Source organism: Dokdonia sp. PRO95 (genome assembly GCF_000355805.1).
GTDB lineage: Bacteria > Bacteroidota > Bacteroidia > Flavobacteriales > Flavobacteriaceae > Dokdonia.
The window spans coordinates 1917418-1939504 of sequence record NZ_CM001837.1; the positions used below are offsets into that span (position 1 = coordinate 1917418).

Genomic DNA, 22087 nt, shown 5'->3' on the forward strand with positions numbered 1-22087 from the left:
ATAAATAACAGATGGAGTTAAATAACTTAAGACCTGCAAAAGGTGCTGTTAAGAAAAACGATAGTCGTAAAGGACGTGGTCAGGCAACTGGTCAAGGTGGTACGGCTGGTCGTGGACATAAGGGACAGAAGTCTCGTTCAGGTTACAGTAAGAAAATTGGTTTTGAAGGTGGGCAAATGCCACTTCAACGTCGTGTTCCTAAGTTTGGATTTACAAACATTAACAGAAAAGAGTATGCAGGTGTAAACCTTGACACACTTCAAGAGTATGTTGATGCTGGACGCCTTACGGAAGAAGTATCTATCGAATCTCTTATGGAGGCTGGATTAGTTGGAAAAAACGATCTAGTTAAAATATTAGGTAGAGGAGAGCTTAAAGCGAAAATTAAAGTATCTGCACATAAATTTACTGCAACTGCAAAGGCTGCTGTTGAAGCTGCTGGCGGTGAAGCTGTAACGTTATAATTGATATAAGAGGATGAAATTTATAGATACAATAAAGAATATCTGGAAGATTGATGAGCTAAGGAATAGAATACTCCTTACGCTCACTCTTCTCCTCGTATATCGTTTTGGTGCTCAAGTTGTACTTCCTGGTATTGATGCTTCACAACTTGGAGGCCTTCAGAGTAGTACTGACCAAGGTTTGTTAGGTCTTCTTGCTGCATTTACAGGTGGTGCATTTTCAAATGCATCAGTATTTGCGCTTGGTATTATGCCATACATTTCTGCATCTATTGTGGTGCAGTTAATGGGGATAGCAATACCTTATTTACAGAAATTGCAAAAGGAAGGTGAAAGCGGTCGTCGTAAAATAAATCAAATTACTAGATGGTTAACCATCGCAATTTGTTTGTTACAGGCGCCGGGATATCTTGCTGCACTTCCAGCATTAGGAGTTCCTTCTAGCGCTTTCGTAATGGGATTGACACCTACATTCTATATATCATCTGTATTAATATTAGTAACAGGTTGTGTTTTTGCTATGTGGTTAGGTGAAAAAATCACTGATAAAGGTATTGGTAATGGTATTTCACTTTTAATTATGGTGGGGATTATTGCAACATTACCTATATCATTTGTGCAAGAGTGGGTTGCTCGCGTTACTGAGTCTAATGGAGGTTTAATCATGATACTCATTGAGTTAGTGATTTGGTTTGTTATTATTCTATTATGTATACTACTTGTAATGGCGGTACGTCAAGTACCTGTTTCCTATGCAAGGAGAACAGCAACTGGAGCATATGAAAAAAATGTTTTTGGTAGTAGACAATTTTTACCACTAAAACTTAATGCTTCTGGTGTAATGCCTATTATATTTGCACAGGCAATTATGTTTGTTCCTGGTTTGATAGGTGGAGCAAGTTTCCTCGCAGATACATCTGCTGGTACTTGGCTGCAAACTAATTTTGGGAATAATATATTTGGATTTTGGTATAATCTTGTTTTCGCATTATTGATAATTGTGTTTACATATTTTTATACTGCAATCACAGTCCCTACTAATAAGATGGCAGACGATTTAAAACGTAGTGGTGGCTTTATTGCTGGTATACGTCCAGGATCTGAAACGGCTGAGTATTTAGATAGAATAATGTCACAGATTACCCTTCCGGGTTCTATTTTTCTGGCACTTATCGCAATATTTCCTGCAATAGCAGTTAATGTTTTAGGTATGCAACAAGGATGGGCATTGTTTTATGGTGGTACATCACTTCTTATTATGGTGGGTGTAGCAATAGATACTATGCAACAAGTGAATTCTTACCTTTTAAATAAGCACTATGATGGTCTTATGAAATCAGGTAAAAACAGAAAAGCAGTAGCATAATGGCAAAACAAGCAGCAATAGAACAAGATGGATCTATAATCGAGGCATTGTCTAACGCAATGTTTAGAGTAGAACTAGAAAACGGTCACGTTGTGACAGCGCATATCTCAGGTAAGATGCGTATGCACTATATAAAATTATTACCTGGAGATAAAGTGAAATTAGAAATGAGTCCTTACGATTTATCAAAGGCTCGTATAACTTACCGCTATTAAGCGGAAAAAAGCTGGATATGAAAGTAAGAGCATCCATTAAAAAGAGAAGTGCCGATTGCAAGATCGTTCGTCGCAAAGGCAGATTATACGTAATCAACAAAAAGAATCCTAGGTTTAAACAAAGACAAGGTTAATAGTTATGGCTAGAATTGCAGGGATAGATATCCCAAAACAAAAGAGAGGTGTAATTGCATTAACGTACATCTTTGGAATCGGAAAGAGCAGAGCAGAAGAAATTCTTGCTACTGCAAATGTATCAGTAGATAAAAAAGTATCTGATTGGGATGACGACGAGATTGGTCGCATACGTGATGCTGTTGGTACATTTACAATAGAAGGAGAGCTTCGTTCAGAAGTTTCTTTGAACATAAAGCGTCTGATGGACATCGGTTGTTACCGTGGTATTCGTCACCGTGTGGGTCTTCCTTTAAGAGGACAACGTACAAAGAACAATTCTCGTACTAGAAAAGGAAAGCGTAAAACAGTTGCAAACAAGAAGAAAGCAACTAAATAATAAGGCATAATGGCAAAGCAAACTGCAAAAAAACGTAAGGTTGTTATAGAATCAGTTGGGGAAGCTCATATTACTGCTTCTTTTAATAACATCATTGTTTCGTTAACAAACAAAAAGGGAGATGTAATCTCTTGGTCATCTGCTGGTAAAATGGGTTTCAGAGGTTCTAAAAAGAACACTCCATATGCTGCTCAAACTGCTGCAGAAGATTGTGCAAAGGTTGCTCACGAAGCTGGCCTTCGTAAAGTAAAAGTATATGTTAAAGGCCCTGGTAATGGACGTGAGTCTGCAATCCGTGCTGTACATAATAGTGGAATTGAAGTGACTGAGATAATCGATATCACTCCAATGCCTCACAACGGTTGTCGTCCTCCTAAGAGACGTCGCGTTTAATAATTTATTATAATTAATATCTCGAGGGAGAACGATTAGCAAAGGATTGACCTTAATTTCTAATCACCCTCAACAAATACATTTAAAATGGCAAGATATACTGGTCCCAAAACAAAGATCGCTCGTAAATTTGGCGAAGCTATCTTCGGAGAAGACAAATCTTTTGAAAAAAGAAACTACCCTCCAGGGCAACACGGAAACAACAGACGTAGAGGAAAAAAATCCGAATACGCTGTACAATTAGCTGAAAAGCAAAAGGCGAAGTACACTTACGGAATCCTTGAGCGTCAGTTTAGAAACATGTATGACAGAGCAAATCGTGCTCCAGGAATTACAGGTGAAGTTTTACTTCAACTTTGTGAGTGTCGTCTTGATAATGTTGTATACAGAATGGGGATGTCTCCATCTAGAAGTGGCGCTCGCCAGCTAGTAGGACACCGTCACATCACTGTAAATGGTAGTATAGTTAACATACCGTCATATCAGGTTAAGCCTGGGGATGTTGTTGCTGTACGTGAGAAGTCTAAATCTTTAGAAGTAATTTCTAATTCTCTTCAGAATTCAAGTAACGTTTTCGAATGGATTTCTTGGAATAACGATAAGAAGGAAGGTACTTTCGTGGCAATTCCACAACGTCTTCAGATTCCTGAAAACATCAATACCCAGTTCATCGTCGAGCTGTACTCTAAGTAATAACCACTAAAGCTAGAAAACCGATATGGCAATATTAAATTTCCAGAAGCCCGATAAAGTCATTATGATTGACTCTACTGATTTTGAAGGTAAATTTGAGTTTAGACCTTTAGAACCAGGTTACGGTTTAACCGTAGGAAACGCTTTACGTCGTGTGTTGTTATCTTCATTAGAAGGTTTTGCAATCACATCTGTACGTATAGAAGGTGTAGATCACGAGTTTTCTACATTGGCTGGAGTAGTTGAGGATGTAACAGAAATTATCCTTAATCTTAAGCAAGTACGTTTTAAAAGACAAATAGAAGAGATAGACAATGAGACTGTAACAATTTCATTATCTGGAGTTGATCAATTAACAGCTGGAGATTTCCAAAAATTCATTTCTGGTTTCCAAGTGCTTAATCCTGATATGGTGATAGCAAACATGGATAAGAAGGTGAATCTTAATATGGAAATCACTATCGAAAAAGGACGTGGATATGTACCTGCAGAAGAGAACAAGAAGTCTAATGCACCTCTTGGAACTATCTTTACAGACTCTATTTATACTCCTATCCGTAATGTTAAATATAGTATAGAGAACTATCGTGTTGAGCAAAAAACTGATTATGAAAAATTAGTTTTTGAAATCATCACTGATGGATCTATTCATCCTAAAGAGGCTCTTACTGAGGCTGCTAAGACTCTTATTCACCACTTTATGTTATTCTCAGACGAGCGTATCACTTTAGAGGCAGATGAGATAGCTCAGACTGAGACTTATGATGAAGAATCTCTACATATGCGTCAGTTGCTTAAAACTAAGCTAATCGATATGGATCTTTCCGTACGTGCGCTTAACTGTTTAAAAGCTGCAGAAGTAGAAACATTAGGAGATCTTGTTTCTTATAACAAAAATGACTTGATGAAATTTAGAAACTTTGGTAAAAAATCACTTACTGAGCTTGAAGAGCTTGTAAATGTAAAAGGCCTTAGTTTTGGAATGGATCTAGCTAAGTATAAATTAGATAAAGACTAGTTAGCTATAGTAGAAATACAGTAGCGCTTTCGCGAAAGCGGGAAAATACATATTACAATGAGACACGGAAAGAAATTTAATCACTTAGGGAGAAAGACTGCACATAGAAAGTCTATGCTTGCAAATATGGCTTGCTCTTTAATTGAACATAAAAGAATAAACACGACAGTGGCAAAAGCAAAAGCTTTAAAGCAGTTTGTTGAGCCAATGATCACAAAGTCAAAAGAAGATACTACTCATAATCGTCGTATCGTTTTTGCTAAACTTCGCCAAAAAGACGCAGTAACTGAATTATTCAGAGACGTAGCGGCAAAGATAGGTGATCGTCCTGGTGGTTACACTCGTATCATCAAATTGGGTAACCGTCTTGGTGATAACGCAGATATGGCAATGATAGAACTTGTTGATTACAATGAGATTTATAGTGCAGGTAAACCTGTTAAGAAGAAAAATACTCGTCGTGGAGGTAAGAAAACAGAAACTGTTGCTCCAGTACAAGAGGAAAAAGCTTCTAATGAAGAAGAATAGACAATGATTAATCTATTTTTATATTAAAAAAGAGGGATTTGCCAATAGGTAAATCCCTTTTTTTATATGTTTTTTATTTTTTTTAAAACTATTTTTGTCTCGATTTTGACAAAGATTTTAGAACTATTTTATGAAATATCAATCTAGAAGACCAGCCATAATATTACTTGCAGACGGAACAATCTTTCACGGTAAATCTGTGGGAGATAAAGAAGCAACTTCTTTTGGTGAAGTTTGTTTTAACACTGGAATGACTGGCTATCAAGAAATCTTTACTGATCCATCGTATTTTGGTCAGCTAATGGTTACTACAAATGCTCATATTGGAAACTATGGAGCTACAGATGTTGAAACGGAATCAGATACGGTTAAAATATCAGGTTTAATTTGCCGAAATTTCAGCTATACATATTCCAGGAAAGATGCAGAAGAGTCTTTAGAGACCTTTTTAAATGATAGTAAACTATTTGCGATTTCAGATGTAGATACAAGAGCACTCGTTGCTCATATTCGTGATAACGGCGCTATGAATGCTGTTATTTCAACTGCTGTAGATGATATTGAAGGTTTAAAGAAGCAATTATCTGACGTTCCAGACATGAACGGACTAGAATTAGCGTCAAAAGTTTCCACTAAAGAGGCATATTACTTCGGAGATGAAAATGCAGATGTTAAAGTTGCTGCTTTGGATATAGGGATTAAACGTAATATTTTACGCAACCTCGCAAAAAGAGGTGCATATATAAAAGTTTTTCCATTTGACACTACTTATGATCAAATGAAAGAATGGAGTCCTAATGGTTACTTTCTTTCTAATGGTCCTGGAGATCCAGAACCACTTGATAACGCAATACAGGTAGCTAAAGATATTATTAAGGCAAATGATCCTTTGTTTGGAATATGCTTAGGTCACCAAGTGATTGCACTTGCTAATGGTATCTCAACATATAAAATGCATAATGGACATCGTGGTATTAATCACCCTATAAAAAACTTAATCACTGGAAAAGGAGAAATCACTTCTCAGAACCATGGTTTTGCAATTAATAGAGAAGAAACTGAAGCAAATAATGATGTGGAGATAACACATGTTCACCTCAATGATAATACAGTTGCTGGTATAAAATTAAAAAACAAGAATTGTTTTTCAGTTCAATATCATCCAGAGGCTAGTCCAGGTCCTAATGATGCAACCTATTTATTTGATCAGTTTATAGATAACATAAAAAGCACAATAGCTTAAAAATTAATCCCCATCTTGAAACTTAAGATGGGGATTTTTACATTTTTAGTGATTGCGCTTTCGCGAAAACGTTATCGCGACAAAATAAGTCCAACTTCATAAAATCATCATCAAAATCGTATTTTTACGTAACTAATAAAACAACTATAACATGAGTATTATCATAGAAGTTCACGCAAGGCAAATTTTTGATTCACGAGGAAACCCAACAGTAGAAGTTGATGTAATTACAGAATTAGGTGTTATGGGAAGGGCAGCTGTTCCTTCTGGAGCATCCACTGGTGAACATGAGGCAGTAGAATTACGTGATGGAGGTGATGCTTTTATGGGAAAAGGAGTTTCTAAGGCGGTAGAAAATGTAAATACGTTAATCGCCCCAGAACTACTTGGAGTATCTGTTTTTGAACAAAACGCCATCGATCAACTTATGATTGATCTTGATGGCACTCCTAATAAATCCAAGCTTGGAGCAAATGCAATATTAGGTGTTTCACTAGCCTGTGCAAAAGCTGCAGCTGCCGAGTTAAATATGCCATTATATAGATATATAGGTGGGGTAAGTGCAAATACACTTCCAGTACCTATGATGAATATTATTAATGGAGGGTCGCATAGTGATGCACCTATTGCCTTCCAAGAATTTATGGTAATGCCGGTTAAAGCTAAGAGTTTTAGTCATGCCTTACAGATGGGAACAGAAATTTTTCATAATCTTAAAAAGGTTTTACATGATCGTAACTTAAGTACTGCGGTAGGTGATGAAGGCGGTTTTGCTCCAGCACTGGACGGTACAGAAGATGCCCTAGATAGTGTGAAATTAGCAGTAGAAAAGGCTGGTTATTCTTGGGGAGATGAAATTATGATTGCTCTAGACTGTGCCGCTGCCGAGTTTTATGTAGATGGCAAGTATAACTACGCAAAGTTTGAAGGTGAAGGCGGTAAAATACGTACTAGTGAAGAACAAGCAGATTACCTAGCTGAACTAGCGGCTAAGTATCCTATCATTTCAATAGAAGATGGTATGGATGAAAACGACTGGGAAGGATGGAAGTATCTTACAGATAAGGTAGGTGATAAAGTACAACTTGTAGGTGACGATTTATTTGTAACCAATGTAGAGAGACTTTCTCGTGGTATAAACGAAGGAATTGCAAATTCTATCCTTATTAAGGTAAATCAAATAGGTACTCTTACAGAGACAATCGCGGCTGTAAATATGGCACATAATGCTGGCTATACTTCAGTGATGTCACACAGATCTGGAGAGACAGAAGATAACACCATTGCAGATCTAGCCGTAGCACTTAATTGTGGTCAAATAAAAACTGGTTCTGCTTCAAGATCTGATCGTATGGCTAAGTATAATCAACTTATTCGTATAGAGGAAATGCTTTCTGATACGGCATACTTTCCTGCCATGAATGCTTTTAAGATAAAGTAACAGTTATAAGAATTATATTATTGTAAAAAGCCTTCTCCTTGAGAAGGCTTTTTTATTTTGAATAGTAATGGTTTTTTCAACTTCTTTGTGGCTTATCTTAATACTTTGCATCGTAGAAATATTCTTCAGATAATGATTCTTTAGGATTGTTATAATGATGTCAAGAATTATTTTGAACAGTTTTGTTGTTTTAATTCATAAAAGTAGGGTAATTCTTACCGAATAAGTGCTTGATATGCGTTTAAAAGCATTAATTTTACATTTCCAAACTGTAATCTTTAGAGAGTGATGTTTTGCTTTCGCGAAAGCGGATTTAAAATAAATGTATCTCTTTAAATTTTTTACCTAACTCATTCGTTGCATCGTTAGTGAATAAACAAGCAAGTATGATTTTAAGTTGGGTAAGAGCGGGCAGTTACGCTTCAATGTTGTACACTCGCTCTTTTTTTAAATGGATTTTGGAGATATCCAAAATCTAGATTTAAGTTGGGTAAAGGACATGTGCTTAGGTACATGTCCTTTTTTATTGCTGTTTTACCAATTACACTTTCTTAAGTTGATAATCAAGCTCAGACGAGGCTAGTTGATATTATGTACTTCCTCTAAAATTATCTTGTAAGATTTTAATTAATATTTAACCTTGTATAAGGGCTATATGTTAAAAAATGAGACTTCTTTTTTGTAATTTAGCCTTACTTCAAATAATAGAATAAAAAAAAGAAAAATATAACGATAGATGGCAGATAAAGCAACCCTAACGATAGATGGAAAAAGTTTCGAGTTTCCTATCATTACAGGAACAGAGCAGGAGCAAGCAATAGATATTAAAACATTAAGAGGTGCTACTGGAGGTATTACTACAATTGATCCAGGTTATAAAAATACGGGCTCTTGCCAAAGTGCTATTACCTTTCTTGATGGAGAAAAAGGTATCTTAAGATATAGAGGTTACTCAATAGAAGAACTGGCCGAAAAAGCAGACTTTCTTGAAACTGCTTATCTTTTGATTTTTGGAGAATTACCAACAAAAGAACAACTTGCAAAATTTGATGCAGACATTAAGTCTGAGTCTCACGTAGATGAGGATATGAAGAAAATCTTAGATGGTTTTCCTAAGTCTGCTCACCCTATGGGAGTATTAAGTGCTCTTACATCTGCACTTATTGCATTTAACCCTTCTACTGTAAATGTAGATTCTGAAGAAGAAATGTATAACGCAATTGTAAAGCTACTAGCAAAGTTTCCAGTGCTAGCTGCTTGGGCAATGCGTAAAAAGAAGAGTCAGCCATTAGATTATGGTGACAATTCATTAGGATATGTGGAGAACTTACATAAAATGATGTTCTCAAAACCTAATCAAGAATACAAGGTTGATAAAGCAGTTATCGATGCAATCGATAAATTATTAATCTTACATGCAGACCACGAGCAAAACTGTTCTACTTCGACAGTACGTATCGTAGGGTCGTCACACGCTGGTTTATTTGCTTCTATTTCTGCAGGAATCTCTGCGTTATGGGGGCCATTACACGGAGGTGCAAATCAAGCGGTAATAGAGATGCTTGAAGCTATCAAGGCAGATGGTGGGGATACTAAGAAATATATGGGTAAAGCTAAAGATAAGCAAGATCCTTTCCGTCTTATGGGCTTTGGACATAGGGTGTATAAAAACTTCGATCCACGTGCAAAGATTATTAAAGTAGCTGCAGATGATGTTCTTACACAATTAGGAATTGAAGATCCAGTACTAGATATTGCAAAAGGTCTTGAAAAAGAAGCGCTAGAAGATCCATATTTTGTAGATCGTAAATTATATCCTAATGTAGATTTTTACTCAGGTATTATTTACAGAGCTCTAGACATTCCAGTAGAAATGTTTACGGTTATGTTTGCTTTAGGTCGTCTTCCAGGGTGGATAGCTCAATGGAGAGAGATGAGATTAGGTAAAGAGCCTATAGGCCGTCCACGTCAGGTTTATACCGGTGAAAACTTAAGAGCTTTCAAAGAAGTTTCTGAGAGATAAAAACTCAATAGTACAATATAAAAGAGCAAGCGTTTAGTTTGCTCTTTTTTTATGCCTCAAAAGCAATAACGTAACTATTTAAAAAATTGTAAATTCACTTTCGTGAAAGATTCCAAACACCCATCACCAGTTATCATAGAGCAACCTGCACTTACTCTTGTAGGTTTACAGGCTACAATGTCTCTGTCTCATAATACTACAATCCAGTTATGGCAAACCTTTGGACCGCTAAGGAAGACTATTCTTAACAAGTCTAATGGAGGGAGTTATAGTGTGCAATGTTATGCAGATGATTTTATGACTACTCCATTTACACCAGAAACCAAATTTGTAAAATGGGCCGCAGTAGCGGTAACAACCGAAAATGATATTCCAAATCAATTAGAAGTATTAAAAATCCCAAAAGGTAAATGGGCAGTTTTTCCATATAAAGGAACCACACGTGATTTTGGAGCATTTGCTCAATATATCTACAGTCAGTGGTTAACAAATTCTGGGTATCAATTAGATCATAGACCACATTATGAATTTATGCCAGAGGACTACTTAGGTCCAAATAATCCACAATCTGAAGAAGAAGTGTGGATACCTATTAAGTAAGCTTTCGCGAAAGCGTAAAAATCACAGTGCACTGCGTATATGATAAATTTCATATAGATTGGCATTCTTTTTTTAGCAAAACTGAGTTATCTTTACCTTATGCTTAAACTAAACGTAAAGAACGAAACTTCAAGGCTTAGAGCCGTAATCTTAGGTACTGCCGAAAGTAATGGGCCTACTCCAAAACTTGAGGATGCCTACGACCCAAAATCTGCGCTACATTTAAGAGAAGGAACATATCCTTTAGAGAAAGATATGGTTCCAGAGATGGAAGCTGTAGCAGCAGTTTTTAAAAAGTATGATGTAGAGGTTTATAGGCCAAAGCTTATTGAAGATCTTAATCAGATTTTTACACGTGATATTGGTTTTGTAATAGATGATAAGTTCTTTAAGGCAAATATTCTTCCAGATAGGGAAGAGGAGATAGATGCTATTGAGCACGTTATAAAACAAGTGCCATCTACCCACGTTTTTAGATTACCAGAAGAGGCACATATAGAAGGAGGAGATGTGATGCTGGTAGATGATCATATTTTTATAGGTACCTATCGTGGTGATGATTATCCAGATTATATCATTGCGCGTACTAATATGCTTGCGGTAGGTATGATTCAAGATTTATTTCCTCGCAAGAAGGTAATGTCTTTTGACCTTAGAAAGTCTAATACAGATCCTTATAATAATGCCTTACATTTAGATTGCTGTTTTCAGCCAGTAGGGAATGGGAAAGCTATACTTCATAAAAATGGCTTTTTACAAGAAAAGGAATACGAGTGGCTGGTAAACTTTTACGGAAAAGAAAATATCTTTGAAATCACCTCTCAGGAGATGTTTAATATGAATTCAAACATCTTTAGTATCTCTCCAGAAGTTGTTATTTCTGAGCGTAATTTTACTAGGTTAAACACTTGGCTACGCGATCAAGATATCACTGTAGAGGAGGTTCCTTATGCAGAGATAGCAAAACAAGAAGGCTTATTGCGCTGCAGTACATTACCACTTATAAGAGACTAGAAAATGTAGGCTAATTTTACAGTTTTTACTTAAGTGTAAAGGGATGTAATGAGGTTTATATCAATCACTTTTTTGGCTTCATAAAAATAATCTAGTTGCCATTTTTGGGTCTTTAGTGCTAGTTTGTTGTTTGGTGTATCCCATGCTGGATATACCCTAAAGCCTCGTTTCCCTTCTCTAGTTTGGGTTGAGATGATTCCCTTTTTAATAAGTGTTGACTTTGGAAATACAAACTGACCTAAGTTTTTTTCTGATTTTACGTTTACTACATAAAAGTCAATAATATCACTTTCGTGAAAAGGTGAAATCTCTCCGCTTTCTAATCTTTTCCAGAACGTTACAAATTGACCTACTTTTTTAGGCGTTACTTTTGCATCTCTACATATGATGTCAAAGCCCGCTATTTTGAAAGTACATGCACCGTAAACTTTGCCCTCCAGCTCATTTTTGTAATTTGAAATAATAAGCGAGCATTTGTCATAAATGCTCGCTTTAATCTGTTGCAGATTAGAGGTCATTGTTTGTTAAATTACAGTAACCTTGGCAGCTAGCTCTTTTGCTCTCGATATTACCTCTGTAATATCTCCATCAAGGCTATCGTAGGTTACCACAATTCCCATTCGTCTGTATGGGCGAGAAGTAGGTTTTCCGAAGAGCCTAAAATCGCTTTTTGGCGCAGTGGCTATTGCATTAATCCCTGTAAATCCTGGATTGTCAGAATTCTGAGTTGCTAGAATAACAGCACTCGCACCTATACGTTCTTGAGTAATTTCTTTTATGGGAAGTCCTAGCACGGCTCTTAGGTGTAGCTCAAACTCATTATAATTTTGCGTGTTTGCTAGCGTTACCATACCTGTATCGTGTGGGCGTGGAGAAAGCTCAGAAAAGTACACACCATCATCTCCTACAAAGAACTCAACACCCCATAAGCCAGCTCCGCCTAATGCAGCCGTAACTTGAGCCGCCATTTCTTGAGCGGTTTTAAGATGGGCATCTTCCATAGTAGCGGGTTGCCAACTTTCTTGATAATCACCACGTTCTTGACGGTGACCTACAGGTGGGCAAAATAGTGTCTCACCATCTCTCTGCGTTACAGTGAGTAGTGTGATCTCATAATTAAAGTTTACAAAAGCTTCTACAATCACCTCTGCAACATCACCACGAGAGCCTTCTTGAGAGTAGTCCCACGCTCGTTGTATGTCATCTGGTGTTTTGATAGTAGATTGTCCTTTTCCGCTAGAAGACATTAGGGGTTTTACCACGCAAGGAATCCCTACTTCCTTCACCGCTTTTTGCAGCTCTTGAGCAGAGGTTGCATAGCGATAATTTGCAGTTTTTAAGCCAAGGTCTTTTGCAGCAAGATCGCGTATAGACTTGCGATTCATTGTGAAGTTTGCAGCTTTTGCACTTGGAATCACAGTGTATCCTTGCTTCTCATATTCATAAAAACGCTCGGTGCGTATGGCCTCTATTTCTGGAACGATGTAGTCTGGCTTATGCTTCTCTACTAGTTTATCTAGCGCCTCTCCATCAAGCATATTTATCACTTCGCGACCATCTGCTACTTGCATAGCAGGAGCATTATCATAACTATCTACAGCAATTACGGTCTGACCTAGTCGTTGTGCAGCTATGACAAATTCCTTTCCTAGTTCTCCTGAGCCTAGTAATACTATTTTTTTATTCATAATGTTTTGCTTTCGCACTTCGGCAAGCTCAGTATAAACTTCACTTGCGTGAAAACGGTATTATTTACTTTCTTCTATCCAACCATTAATTTTTTCCTCAAGTAGCGCAAGAGGGATACATCCTGTCTCAAGCACCTCTTTGTGAAAATCTCGTATGTCAAATTTATCACCTAGCTCCTGAGTTGCTTTTTCTCTAAGTTCTCTAATCTTAAGTTGACCTATTTTATAAGAAAGCGCTTGTCCTGGATTTGCCATATAGCGCTCAATTTCTGATGTAATACCTGCTTCACTTTCGGCTTCATTTTCTAGGCAATATGCGATTGCTTTCTCACGGCTCCATCCTTTGGTGTGGATTCCTGTATCTACTACAAGCCTAACTGCTCGGTGCATTTCGGCTCCTAGTGTTCCAAAATATTGGTATGGGTCTGTATAAAGTCCTAACTCTTTACCAAGCGACTCTGTATATAATGCCCAGCCCTCGCCATAAGCACTGTACCATAAAGTTTTTCTAAACTGTGGTAGTGTCTCGCTTTCTTGCGTGAGTGATACTTGGAAGTGGTGACCTGGTATAGCCTCGTGTAAAAATAAAGACTCGTCTGAGTATACATTATAGGTAGTTGCGTCTGGTATAGGCGTGTAGAAAATACCTGGTCGAGTACCATCTAACGATCCTGGGTTATACTCTGCACTTGCAGATTTCTCACGGAAAGCTTCTGTCTGTCTTACTTCAAAAGCTGTTTTAGGCTGTAGGCTAAAGAGCTGGTCTACCTGCGGCTTTATAGTCTCGTGCATTGCATTAAAGTTTGCAATAATCTCTTCTGGATTACTGTACGGCATTAGCTTTTTGTTAGTACGTACATCGTCAAAAAATGCTTTTAGATCTCCTTTAAAACCTACTTGCTCCTTTACTTTTTCCATTTCCTTGCGTATACGGGCTACCTCACTTAGTCCAAGTTGGTGTATCTCGTCTGCGCTCATAGTAGTAGTGGTATATAATTTTATGGCATAGTCATAATACTCACTTCCTTGTTGTAAATCACTATAACCAGAGCTATCGCGCCCAGCCGCTAGGTATTCATTTTGTAAGAAGTCACGCATCTTTGCATAAGCAGGGATTACTTTACCTTCTATCATATTTTTATAATCTGAGCGTATGATATTCTGGTCTTCTTCGGTTATTCCATCAGGAAAATTTGCGACAGGCTTATAGAAAAGGTGATTCTCTATGGTAGGCTCTGTCATAGCATCCATTTGCGGGATGATTTTCTTAATAAGTGATTTAGGAAGTACATATCCTTCTGTCATACCCTTGCGCATATTTGTTTCTGAGCTGTTGAGCCACACTAGGTACTCATCTACGCGTTGTTGCCAGTTGCGGTAATCTTCTACAGTGTTAAAAGGTTGTGCACTCGCTCCACTTGCAAGCTGGCCAAACATAAGATGTGGTGACCACATCTGGTCTATAGGTGTGAGGTCTTTTTTAAACTCCATACCCTCTAGATTGATAGCAATATCCCAGAGCAATACCTCCTTACTCATCTTCTCAGTGTCTGTGAGATCACTGTCGTTAAACTGCTGTATAGAGTCGCGGTAAGATGTATAATAAGTTTTTACTGCATCCTTATGAGATTGAGATAACGCATCTGGAAATTTATCATTATACCTATTATCACCAGACATTGTTGCATTAAGCGGGTTAAGCTTTAGGCCGTCTTCATAATAGTTATCTAGCACATTGTTAAATGCCAGAGATGTATCTCCTGTGCTAGCTGTTTCTGTGGTAGCGTCGTTTTTACAAGCTATAAGGCTTAGAGCCATCATTCCTGCAAGTAGCGTTTTTTTCATAAGTCGAGTCGTATTAATTCTCACAGTATTTTACTACTGATGGTGGTTTTTGTGGGTTTTTACGCTTTCGCGAAAGCGAGATTACTCATTTTAAAAATTACTCTACTAAGATACCTATAAGTACATAAATTATGAGGTAATAACTTGCTTGTTAAACTTGGTGTGTATGTGATTTTTGTTGCATCTTTAAGGAAGTCAGGTTCTTAAAGCTGTAAATTATGATTCATCTCTTGACAAAGAAAGTGAGCAACACCTCTAGAAAGTGGTTATTAACGCTATGTTTAATTGCTGCTTGTGCTAGTTCTATGTATGCGTGTTCTATTTTGTATTATGTAGATAAAGAAACGGGTACTATTTATGCCGTAAATAATGAAGACTTCTGGCTTGATACCGATGCTTATATACAGATAGAAAAAGCGACTTCAAAAAAGCTAGCTAGATTATGGTATGGCTGGGATAATTTTGCTCAGGGAGGTATAAATAGCGCAGGATTATTTTTTGACGTAGCGGTGACGCCAGAACAAAAAATGCCAGAAGGGTATGGCTGGGCAAAAGGTAACATAGGAGATGATTTACTGGCAAGTGCAAGTACAGTAGAGGAAGCGCTTGCTTGGATAGAGGAGCAAAAACTCGCCGTGCATCAGAGTCATTTTTTAATAGGTGATGCCACCGGTAATGCAGTTATTGTAGAGTGGATAGACGGCAAGAAACATATCATACCTATGGAGGGCAACACCCTAGTAGCCACAAATTTTTTAATAAATGCTCCAGAAGAAGGTGGCTTCCCTTGCCACAGATATCAATCTATAAACTCACGCGTAGATGAGCTAGAGCGCAGTGGAGAAGGCATCACCTTAAAATCTGTGGGGCAAACGATGGCTGGAGCAGTGCAACCAGCTGCAGACTGGGGTGAAGGTAGAATGGGAGGGACGCTCTACACTACCTTTTTTGATATTACAGCGATGCAAATGGTTATGGTGCCAAAACTAGATGGAAGCAAAATGATGCGTATAGATCTCAAAAAAGAATTTGCACTTAACAAAAAACGAAAAATCGATATGGATTAACTCCATTACAAATGAAAAAACCCGCTAAGAGATTAGCGGGTTTTGTTTTGCTTTCGCGAAAGCGTAATATATAAGGTCTATGAAACTGCAGCTTTAATCTGCTTCATTGCGTCTTTAATATTATCTACACTCGCTGCATAAGATATCCGTATACAATCTGGGTTTCCAAATGCTTCACCAGTAACCGTTGCAACATTTGCCACCTCAAGAAGGTAAAGAGAAAAATCTGTTGCGTTTTCTATTTTTTGACCTCCTAGCGTTTTTCCAAAATAGTCTGAGATATTTGGAAATACGTAAAACGCACCTTCTGGCTCGTTACATTGAAAACCTTCAATGTCATTGAGTAAGTCCAGTATTAACGTACGACGACTTTTAAACTCATCAATCATATACTGTACTTTACTTACTGGAGCCTCAAGAGCCGTAATTACTGCACGTTGTGCAATACAATTTGTACCACTAGTAATCTGTCCTTGCATCTTGTTACAAGCGCGTGCAATATATTCTGGGCCTCCTATGTAACCTACACGCCATCCCGTCATTGCAAATGCTTTTGAAACACCGTTTACAGTTACCGTACGGTCATACATATCTGGAAACTGTGCCATACTTGCGTGATCTCCCACATAATTAATGTGTTCATAAATCTCGTCACTTACTACTATAATTTGTGGGTGCTTTGCAAGTACATCTGCCAGAGCGCGTAGCTCTTCTTTACTATATATCGATCCAGATGGATTACAAGGAGAGCTATACCAAAGCATCTTTGTCTTAGGCGTGATAGCTGCTTCTAGCTGCTCTGGTGTCATTTTAAAATCTGTATCTATTGAGGTTTTTACCTCTACTGGTACACCTTCGGCTATTTTTACAATGTCTGAGTAGCTCACCCAGTAAGGGCAAGGTAAAATTACCTCGTCACCTGGGTCAAGGCATACAAGTGCAATATTTGCAAGTGACTGCTTTGCACCTGTAGAAACCACAATTTGTGGGAGGGTGTAATCCAGATTATTATCTCTTTTAAATTTTGTGATAATCGCCTCTTTTAACTCTACATAACCATCTACCGGTGTGTATGAATTGTAATTATCATTTACTGCTTGAATTGCAGCATCTTTAATAAAGTCTGGAGTATTAAAATCTGGTTCTCCTAGACTAAGACCTATGATGTCTTTTCCTTCTGCTCTTAATTCGCGAGCCTTTGCAGCCATTGCAAGAGTTGCAGAGGTTGCCATATTTGTAACGCGGGTAGATAAATTCTTCATACGAGGCGCATTCTTTATTTAGTTGATAAAAGATTGTAGTGCAAGGTAACTAAAAACGCCAAATCCTTATGGGATTTGGCGTTTGATATTTTCTTAAAAATTTAACCACTTCTATGCAGAAATCGCAGGTTTCATACCCATCTCACGTAAGTGACTAAAGTGAGCGATAAGTGCCTTTCTAGTAGTTTTATACTCGTGGTAGGGTAAATTAAACTCTTGTGCTGTCTCCTTTACAATTTTACTAATCTTAGTATAGTGTACGTGGCTTATGTGAGGAAAGATGTGGTGCTCCACCTGGTGGTTTAATCCTCCAGAAAACCAGTTCATCACCTTGTTTTTAGTGGAGAAGTTTACAGTAGTAAATAGCTGGTGTATCGCCCAAGTATTTTTCATAGTTCCTGTCTCATCTGGTAGCGGCATATGTGCATCTTCTACCATATGCGCTAGCTGGAAAATAATACTCAAAATAAGACCTGCCGTATAGTGCATAATGAAGAAGCCTATTAAAATTTTCCACCAAGCAAGATCAATAAATACCAGAGGTATAACAATCCACATCGCGATGTATATCGCTTTTGTAATAAGTAGTGTGCTCCACTGCTTTGCAGGGCTCTGTAGTTTTCCGTAAGATAATTTACGTTTCATATAACGTTTCATCTGGAAGAAATCTGTAGTAAGTGCCCAATTAAAGGTAAGTAGACCATATAAAAACACCGAGTAGTAGTGCTGGAACTTATGTGCCCAGTGCCATTTTCCGTGTTTTGAAAAACGTAGCACGCGACCAGCCTCCATATCTTCATCGTGACCGTGTATGTTAGTATACGTATGGTGAAGCACGTTGTGTTGTACTTGCCAGTTATAAACATTACCAGCTAGTATATAAATACTGCTTCCCATTAATTTATTTACCCATTTTTTACTAGAAAATGAACCGTGATTACCATCGTGCATCACATTCATCCCTATACCAGCCATACCCACACCCATAACAACGGTAAGGACAATCTGAAGCCAGGTAGGCATATCTAGCGTTAAAAATAAAAAGTAAGGAACTAAGTAAATGGCAAACATAATGATTGCCTTTAGGTACAATTTCCAGTTACCTGTGCGTTTTATATTATTCTCTTTAAAGTAGTTGTTTACACGTTTATTTAAAGTTCTGAAGAACTTTGCAGAGTCCGTGCGAGAAAATTTTATAGTAGTCTCCATAATGTAATAATTACTCTCATAGCGCTACAATAGCTGTTTTATTGTAGTGTTGTTGAGGTTTTTGATTCCGCTTTCGCGAAAAAAAATAATCTTCTTTTAATAGCTTGGTAAAAGTAATGCATAATATAGGCTACATCTATGAACCTGCGTTAAAATAATAGCGGGTATTATGGTACTTTTACACCGTTAATATACTAAATAATGGATATCATATTAAAATATTTTCCAGATCTAACAGATACTCAGATTGAGCAGTTCTCAAAACTGAAAGATTTATATCAAGATTGGAATCTCAAAATCAATGTAGTAAGCCGTAAAGATATAGATGAGATTTACTTACGTCACGTACTGCATTCACTAGGTATAGCAAAAGTTCAAACCTTTAATCCTGGTGCCGGTATAATGGATGTAGGTACGGGAGGAGGCTTTCCTGGAGTACCACTTGCCATACTACACCCAGAAGTAAATTTTCACCTTGTAGATAGTATAGGTAAAAAGATAAAAGTAGTAAACGAGGTGGTAGAAGGGCTAGGTATCACAAATGTAAAAACTACAAATGACCGAGTAGAAAATGTACCTGGTCAGTATGATTTTATTGTGTCTAGAGCGGTAGCTCAAATGGAAACATTTGTAAGATGGGTGCGCGGGCACGTTGCAAAAAAATCTAACCACGAACTCAAAAACGGAATTTTATACCTCAAAGGAGGAGACCTCACAGAAGAACTTAAAAAGTATACCACGACTACTATTTATGATCTTCCCACATTCTTTGAAGAAGATTTCTTTGAAACAAAAAAAGTAGTTCACTTACCTATGAAGTATAAAGGATAAGCTATAAAACAGACCTTTATGTGCAAATCCAAATTTCTAATTACACTACGGTAAGAAGAAATTTGGATTTTTTTTTTGCCTTGAGGCAACCTTTTTTAAAAACGATGCGTCTTTATAAATAGAAACCCAAACATCAGGTATGAAAGTCATACAATTTAATAACGAGCGACAACTCATAAAAAAAGCCATTAAAGGCAATAGAGATGCACAGCGCAAACTCTATGATGAGCACTCGCCAAAAATGCTGAGCATCTGTCGTTATTATATAAAAGATGTACATCAAGCCGAAGAAGCGATGTGCAACGGTTTCTTAAAAGTATTTACAAAGCTAGACACCTACGGAGGTAACGGGAGTTTTGAAGGGTGGATACGTAAGATTATGGTGCGAGAAAGCATCTCATACCTAAGAGCAATAAAGAAGTTATATTTTTCAGAAGATGGTGTGGTAGAAAATAATGATGCTATAAATAACATACAGACAGATCTAGAAGTGGCACATATACAATCACTCATAGACGACCTGCCAGAAGGATATCGAGTCGTATTTGTAATGTATGCCATAGAGGGTTATAAGCATAGAGAGATAGCAAAAGCACTTGGGATTAGTGAGAGCACTTCAAAAAGCCAATTGTTTAAAGCGAGAAAGCAGTTACAAGCAGCGGTAAAAAAAGAATTAATAAATAACGGTAGAGATGAACTTAGAGGATAATTTTAAAGATAAGCTAGAGAGACGCCGTCTCGAGCCTACCGCATCTGCCTGGGATCGTATAGAGGGCAAGCTAGATGCTAGTCAGGGCAAGAAAAAAAGTAAAATAGTTTTATGGATGGGTATCGCGGCAAGCTTTATTGCAGGCGTGTTTATCACAGCACTTATTTACAACACGAGTGTGGTAGATGAACAAACACCTTATGTAGAAAATCAACCAGTAGAGGTGATAGATGAGATAGCACCAGAACAAATAATTGATAAGCCTAGTGAAATCATACTAACAGATGCAACAACAAATAATGTGGAAGTACAAAAATCTGTTACGTCACCCCAAAACAATACTGCTACAAAGAAGAAAAGAACAAATCCTACTAAAAGTAAGTATCGCCCATACAGCAATGCTAATACTATAAACTCACAAGTAGAAGAAGCTGTAGCCACTTCTATTAAGAAAGAGGAAGCGATAAAATCTACTATAAATGCTGTTGTAGATGTAAATCCTGATGAAGTAAAAACAAGCGAAGAGTTACTAGATGATGAGGTAGAAAACCTACTCAAAGCTGCCCAGCAAAATATCAATAAACAACCAGTGTATGCACAGCCACAACGAGTGGTAGACGCAAACGAGTTATTACTAGACGCCGAAGCTGAGGTAGACCCAGACTCCTTTAAAGATAGAATGTTCCGCACGCTCAAAAAAGAATTTAATAGAGCCGTAGAAGCAGTTGCAAATAAAGATAATTAAGAAAATTCATCAATAACGCGCCATCATCGAGCGCACAAAACACAAACAATTATGAAGTCAATTATTAAAATTGCCCTAGCGGCAACAGTGATCATCTTTGCCCAAAATGTGCATGCGCAAGACACAGAATCCCCTGTGGAGACAGAAAAAGAGCAGAAAATACGTGAGATGAAAGAATGGAAAGCAGAATATGACAAAGAACATGCTGAGGAAAATGAGCAAAAAAAACATGAGCAAATTACCGCTTTAAATAAACGAAAAGAAGATGTCATAAAAAGGTGGAAAGAAGCTTTGAAAGTGAGAATAGAGGCAGGAAATAGGTTAAGGGATAGCGGGTTTTACACTCAGGAAGAATTAGAAACAAGCAAGAAAAAAGCAGCAGAAGAAGTTGCTCTTAATATTGAAAACGAATTAGCAATTATTAATAATCAAATAGAATTAGTAAAGCGTACCGGTCACATTAATTCTTTATACGGAACTTCAGTTGAGATAGGATTAGGAGGTATGGACCAAGATGGAAATAGGGTTTTAGGGGTTGCTGTAAATAGGAATAGACCTGGAGTAACAAATTATGACAGACGCACCTATGGAGAAACCGTTTTTGCAATGGGTCTTAATAATGCGATAAGTGATAATGCAGATATAGGTGATGATTTTTCTATAGGTAAATCTACGTTTGTGGAGTTAGGGTACGCTTGGAAAACGAGAGTTTTTGAAAATTCTGGAGCACTACAATTTAAGTACGGACTCTCCTTACAAAGCAATTTCTTATCGATTAAGGACAACAGAACTTTAGAAAGCGTAGATGGAGAAAATACTTTTCAAGAATTTCCATTTGACCTTAAGAAAGCAAAAATCAGAGTGACAAATCTTGTGGTGCCGTTGCATTTTGAATTTGGAGGATGGAAGAAAGAACAGAAGGAAGATTATGTGCGTTACAGAACGGGTGGCAAGTTTAGAATGGGAATAGGTGGATATGCAGGGGTGCGCTTAGGAACTCAGCAGAAATTGAAATACAAAGAAAATGGCGATCGTGTAAAAACAAAGTCGCGTCAAGACTACGATGGTGATAATCTAGTCTACGGACTGTCAAGTTACATAAGAGTGACAGGGGATTTGAGCTTGTATGCAAAATACGATTTGAGTTCGGCGTTTAAGACGGAAGAGTTGGGAGAGGTAAATAATGTTTCTCTTGGGTTGCGATTAGACTTGTAGGTTA

General features: G+C 37.5%; 24 protein-coding genes. 19 read left to right on the forward strand and 5 right to left on the reverse strand.

The genetic code is table 11. From position 1 onward, the window contains the following. Positions 1-11: 11 nt before the first annotated feature. The 14 genes from rplO (at position 12) to D017_RS08650 (ending at position 11512) form a co-directional block, all read left to right on the forward strand. Entirely contained in the window at positions 12-464 is a 453-nt protein-coding gene (gene rplO / locus D017_RS08590; protein WP_013751341.1) for a 50S ribosomal protein L15, read from the forward strand. A gap of 13 nt (positions 465-477) precedes the next feature. Further along, positions 478-1830 (forward strand): preprotein translocase subunit SecY, encoded by a 1353-nt coding sequence (gene secY, locus D017_RS08595; protein WP_035335939.1) that lies wholly within the window; start codon positions 478-480, stop codon positions 1828-1830. Beyond that, complete coding sequence (infA, locus tag D017_RS08600; RefSeq protein WP_013751343.1) at positions 1830-2045, forward strand: translation initiation factor IF-1; 216 nt, start codon at positions 1830-1832, stop codon at positions 2043-2045. The genes secY and infA overlap by 1 nt, the downstream gene beginning before the upstream one ends. A 17-nt stretch (positions 2046-2062) precedes the next feature. Further along, a complete protein-coding gene (gene ykgO, locus D017_RS15180; RefSeq protein ID WP_010519235.1) occupies positions 2063-2179 on the forward strand; it encodes a type B 50S ribosomal protein L36 in 117 nt (38 codons plus the stop codon). Positions 2180-2184: 5 nt separating this feature from the next. After that, entirely contained in the window at positions 2185-2559 is a 375-nt protein-coding gene (gene rpsM, locus D017_RS08605) for a 30S ribosomal protein S13 (protein ID WP_035335941.1), read from the forward strand. Between the two features lie 9 nt (positions 2560-2568). Beyond that, positions 2569-2952 carry a 30S ribosomal protein S11 gene (gene rpsK / locus D017_RS08610; protein WP_035335943.1) on the forward strand — a complete coding sequence of 128 codons (384 nt, stop codon included), beginning with the start codon at positions 2569-2571 and terminating at the stop codon, positions 2950-2952. Positions 2953-3039: 87 nt separating this feature from the next. Beyond that, positions 3040-3645 (forward strand): 30S ribosomal protein S4, encoded by a 606-nt coding sequence (rpsD, locus tag D017_RS08615; protein WP_035335945.1) that lies wholly within the window; start codon positions 3040-3042, stop codon positions 3643-3645. Positions 3646-3670: 25 nt separating this feature from the next. Next, positions 3671-4663, forward strand: a complete 993-nt coding sequence (locus tag D017_RS08620; protein WP_013751347.1) for a DNA-directed RNA polymerase subunit alpha — start codon at positions 3671-3673, stop codon at positions 4661-4663. A 57-nt stretch (positions 4664-4720) separates the two neighbouring features. Continuing rightward, positions 4721-5191 carry a 50S ribosomal protein L17 gene (rplQ, locus tag D017_RS08625; protein ID WP_035335946.1) on the forward strand — a complete coding sequence of 157 codons (471 nt, stop codon included), beginning with the start codon at positions 4721-4723 and terminating at the stop codon, positions 5189-5191. Positions 5192-5321: 130 nt separating this feature from the next. Then, a complete protein-coding gene (gene carA / locus D017_RS08630; protein WP_035335947.1) occupies positions 5322-6434 on the forward strand; it encodes a glutamine-hydrolyzing carbamoyl-phosphate synthase small subunit in 1113 nt (370 codons plus the stop codon). A gap of 151 nt (positions 6435-6585) precedes the next feature. Then, entirely contained in the window at positions 6586-7875 is a 1290-nt protein-coding gene (eno, locus tag D017_RS08635) for a phosphopyruvate hydratase (RefSeq protein ID WP_035335948.1), read from the forward strand. 736 nt (positions 7876-8611) lie between these two features. Beyond that, positions 8612-9898 (forward strand): citrate synthase, encoded by a 1287-nt coding sequence (locus D017_RS08640; RefSeq protein ID WP_035335949.1) that lies wholly within the window; start codon positions 8612-8614, stop codon positions 9896-9898. Between the two features lie 102 nt (positions 9899-10000). Beyond that, a complete protein-coding gene (locus D017_RS08645; RefSeq protein ID WP_051583844.1) occupies positions 10001-10498 on the forward strand; it encodes a GyrI-like domain-containing protein in 498 nt (165 codons plus the stop codon). 99 nt (positions 10499-10597) lie between these two features. Further along, positions 10598-11512 carry an arginine deiminase-related protein gene (locus D017_RS08650; protein WP_035335951.1) on the forward strand — a complete coding sequence of 305 codons (915 nt, stop codon included), beginning with the start codon at positions 10598-10600 and terminating at the stop codon, positions 11510-11512. A gap of 29 nt (positions 11513-11541) precedes the next feature. On the opposite strand, the gene D017_RS08655 is transcribed toward D017_RS08650, so the two are convergent. The 3 genes from D017_RS08655 to D017_RS08665 are packed head-to-tail and all read right to left on the reverse strand — an operon-like array spanning position 11542 to position 15045. After that, positions 11542-12030 (reverse strand): MepB family protein, encoded by a 489-nt coding sequence (locus D017_RS08655; RefSeq protein WP_035335953.1) that lies wholly within the window; start codon positions 12028-12030, stop codon positions 11542-11544. A gap of 6 nt (positions 12031-12036) precedes the next feature. Further along, positions 12037-13200 carry a formate-dependent phosphoribosylglycinamide formyltransferase gene (purT, locus tag D017_RS08660; RefSeq protein WP_035335955.1) on the reverse strand — a complete coding sequence of 388 codons (1164 nt, stop codon included), beginning with the start codon at positions 13198-13200 and terminating at the stop codon, positions 12037-12039. 60 nt (positions 13201-13260) lie between these two features. After that, positions 13261-15045 (reverse strand): DUF885 domain-containing protein, encoded by a 1785-nt coding sequence (locus tag D017_RS08665; protein WP_035335956.1) that lies wholly within the window; start codon positions 15043-15045, stop codon positions 13261-13263. Between the two features lie 218 nt (positions 15046-15263). On the opposite strand from D017_RS08665, the gene D017_RS08670 reads away from it, so the two are divergent. Next, positions 15264-16112: a carcinine hydrolase/isopenicillin-N N-acyltransferase family protein gene (locus D017_RS08670; RefSeq protein WP_051583845.1), complete on the forward strand. Its 849-nt coding sequence runs from the start codon at positions 15264-15266 to the stop codon at positions 16110-16112. Positions 16113-16189: 77 nt separating this feature from the next. Here D017_RS08670 and D017_RS08675 read toward each other — a convergent pair whose 3' ends face one another. Then, positions 16190-17374: a pyridoxal phosphate-dependent aminotransferase gene (locus tag D017_RS08675; protein WP_035335958.1), complete on the reverse strand. Its 1185-nt coding sequence runs from the start codon at positions 17372-17374 to the stop codon at positions 16190-16192. 111 nt (positions 17375-17485) lie between these two features. After that, positions 17486-18583 carry an acyl-CoA desaturase gene (locus D017_RS08680; protein ID WP_035335961.1) on the reverse strand — a complete coding sequence of 366 codons (1098 nt, stop codon included), beginning with the start codon at positions 18581-18583 and terminating at the stop codon, positions 17486-17488. Positions 18584-18784: 201 nt separating this feature from the next. On the opposite strand from D017_RS08680, the gene rsmG reads away from it, so the two are divergent. From rsmG to D017_RS08700, 4 genes are all read left to right on the forward strand, one after another. Next, entirely contained in the window at positions 18785-19414 is a 630-nt protein-coding gene (gene rsmG, locus D017_RS08685; RefSeq protein ID WP_035335964.1) for a 16S rRNA (guanine(527)-N(7))-methyltransferase RsmG, read from the forward strand. A 139-nt stretch (positions 19415-19553) separates the two neighbouring features. After that, a complete protein-coding gene (locus D017_RS08690) occupies positions 19554-20123 on the forward strand; it encodes a sigma-70 family RNA polymerase sigma factor (RefSeq protein WP_035335966.1) in 570 nt (189 codons plus the stop codon). Further along, on the forward strand, positions 20107-20868 hold the full coding sequence (locus tag D017_RS08695; RefSeq protein ID WP_035335967.1) for a hypothetical protein: 762 nt from the start codon (positions 20107-20109) through the stop codon (positions 20866-20868). Before D017_RS08690 ends, D017_RS08695 begins: the two co-directional genes overlap by 17 nt. 51 nt (positions 20869-20919) lie before the next feature. Further along, positions 20920-22083: a hypothetical protein gene (locus tag D017_RS08700; protein ID WP_051583846.1), complete on the forward strand. Its 1164-nt coding sequence runs from the start codon at positions 20920-20922 to the stop codon at positions 22081-22083. Positions 22084-22087: the final 4 nt, after the last annotated feature.

What these genes read in the sequence shown, in the direction of transcription:
- rplO (WP_013751341.1), top strand. Translation starts at nt 12, where the DNA reads ATGGAGTTAAATAACTTAAGACCTGCAAAAGGTGCTGTTAAGAAAAAC.
- secY (WP_035335939.1), top strand. Translation starts at nt 478, where the DNA reads ATGAAATTTATAGATACAATAAAGAATATCTGGAAGATTGATGAGCTA.
- infA (WP_013751343.1), top strand. Translation starts at nt 1,830, where the DNA reads ATGGCAAAACAAGCAGCAATAGAACAAGATGGATCTATAATCGAGGCA.
- ykgO (WP_010519235.1), top strand. Translation starts at nt 2,063, where the DNA reads ATGAAAGTAAGAGCATCCATTAAAAAGAGAAGTGCCGATTGCAAGATC.
- rpsM (WP_035335941.1), top strand. Translation starts at nt 2,185, where the DNA reads ATGGCTAGAATTGCAGGGATAGATATCCCAAAACAAAAGAGAGGTGTA.
- rpsK (WP_035335943.1), top strand. Translation starts at nt 2,569, where the DNA reads ATGGCAAAGCAAACTGCAAAAAAACGTAAGGTTGTTATAGAATCAGTT.
- rpsD (WP_035335945.1), top strand. Translation starts at nt 3,040, where the DNA reads ATGGCAAGATATACTGGTCCCAAAACAAAGATCGCTCGTAAATTTGGC.
- D017_RS08620 (WP_013751347.1), top strand. Translation starts at nt 3,671, where the DNA reads ATGGCAATATTAAATTTCCAGAAGCCCGATAAAGTCATTATGATTGAC.
- rplQ (WP_035335946.1), top strand. Translation starts at nt 4,721, where the DNA reads ATGAGACACGGAAAGAAATTTAATCACTTAGGGAGAAAGACTGCACAT.
- carA (WP_035335947.1), top strand. Translation starts at nt 5,322, where the DNA reads ATGAAATATCAATCTAGAAGACCAGCCATAATATTACTTGCAGACGGA.
- eno (WP_035335948.1), top strand. Translation starts at nt 6,586, where the DNA reads ATGAGTATTATCATAGAAGTTCACGCAAGGCAAATTTTTGATTCACGA.
- D017_RS08640 (WP_035335949.1), top strand. Translation starts at nt 8,612, where the DNA reads ATGGCAGATAAAGCAACCCTAACGATAGATGGAAAAAGTTTCGAGTTT.
- D017_RS08650 (WP_035335951.1), top strand. Translation starts at nt 10,598, where the DNA reads ATGCTTAAACTAAACGTAAAGAACGAAACTTCAAGGCTTAGAGCCGTA.
- D017_RS08655 (WP_035335953.1), bottom strand. Translation starts at nt 12,030, where the DNA reads ATGACCTCTAATCTGCAACAGATTAAAGCGAGCATTTATGACAAATGC.
- purT (WP_035335955.1), bottom strand. Translation starts at nt 13,200, where the DNA reads ATGAATAAAAAAATAGTATTACTAGGCTCAGGAGAACTAGGAAAGGAA.
- D017_RS08665 (WP_035335956.1), bottom strand. Translation starts at nt 15,045, where the DNA reads ATGAAAAAAACGCTACTTGCAGGAATGATGGCTCTAAGCCTTATAGCT.
- D017_RS08670 (WP_051583845.1), top strand. Translation starts at nt 15,264, where the DNA reads ATGATTCATCTCTTGACAAAGAAAGTGAGCAACACCTCTAGAAAGTGG.
- D017_RS08675 (WP_035335958.1), bottom strand. Translation starts at nt 17,374, where the DNA reads ATGAAGAATTTATCTACCCGCGTTACAAATATGGCAACCTCTGCAACT.
- D017_RS08680 (WP_035335961.1), bottom strand. Translation starts at nt 18,583, where the DNA reads ATGGAGACTACTATAAAATTTTCTCGCACGGACTCTGCAAAGTTCTTC.
- rsmG (WP_035335964.1), top strand. Translation starts at nt 18,785, where the DNA reads ATGGATATCATATTAAAATATTTTCCAGATCTAACAGATACTCAGATT.
- D017_RS08690 (WP_035335966.1), top strand. Translation starts at nt 19,554, where the DNA reads ATGAAAGTCATACAATTTAATAACGAGCGACAACTCATAAAAAAAGCC.
- D017_RS08695 (WP_035335967.1), top strand. Translation starts at nt 20,107, where the DNA reads ATGAACTTAGAGGATAATTTTAAAGATAAGCTAGAGAGACGCCGTCTC.
- D017_RS08700 (WP_051583846.1), top strand. Translation starts at nt 20,920, where the DNA reads ATGAAGTCAATTATTAAAATTGCCCTAGCGGCAACAGTGATCATCTTT.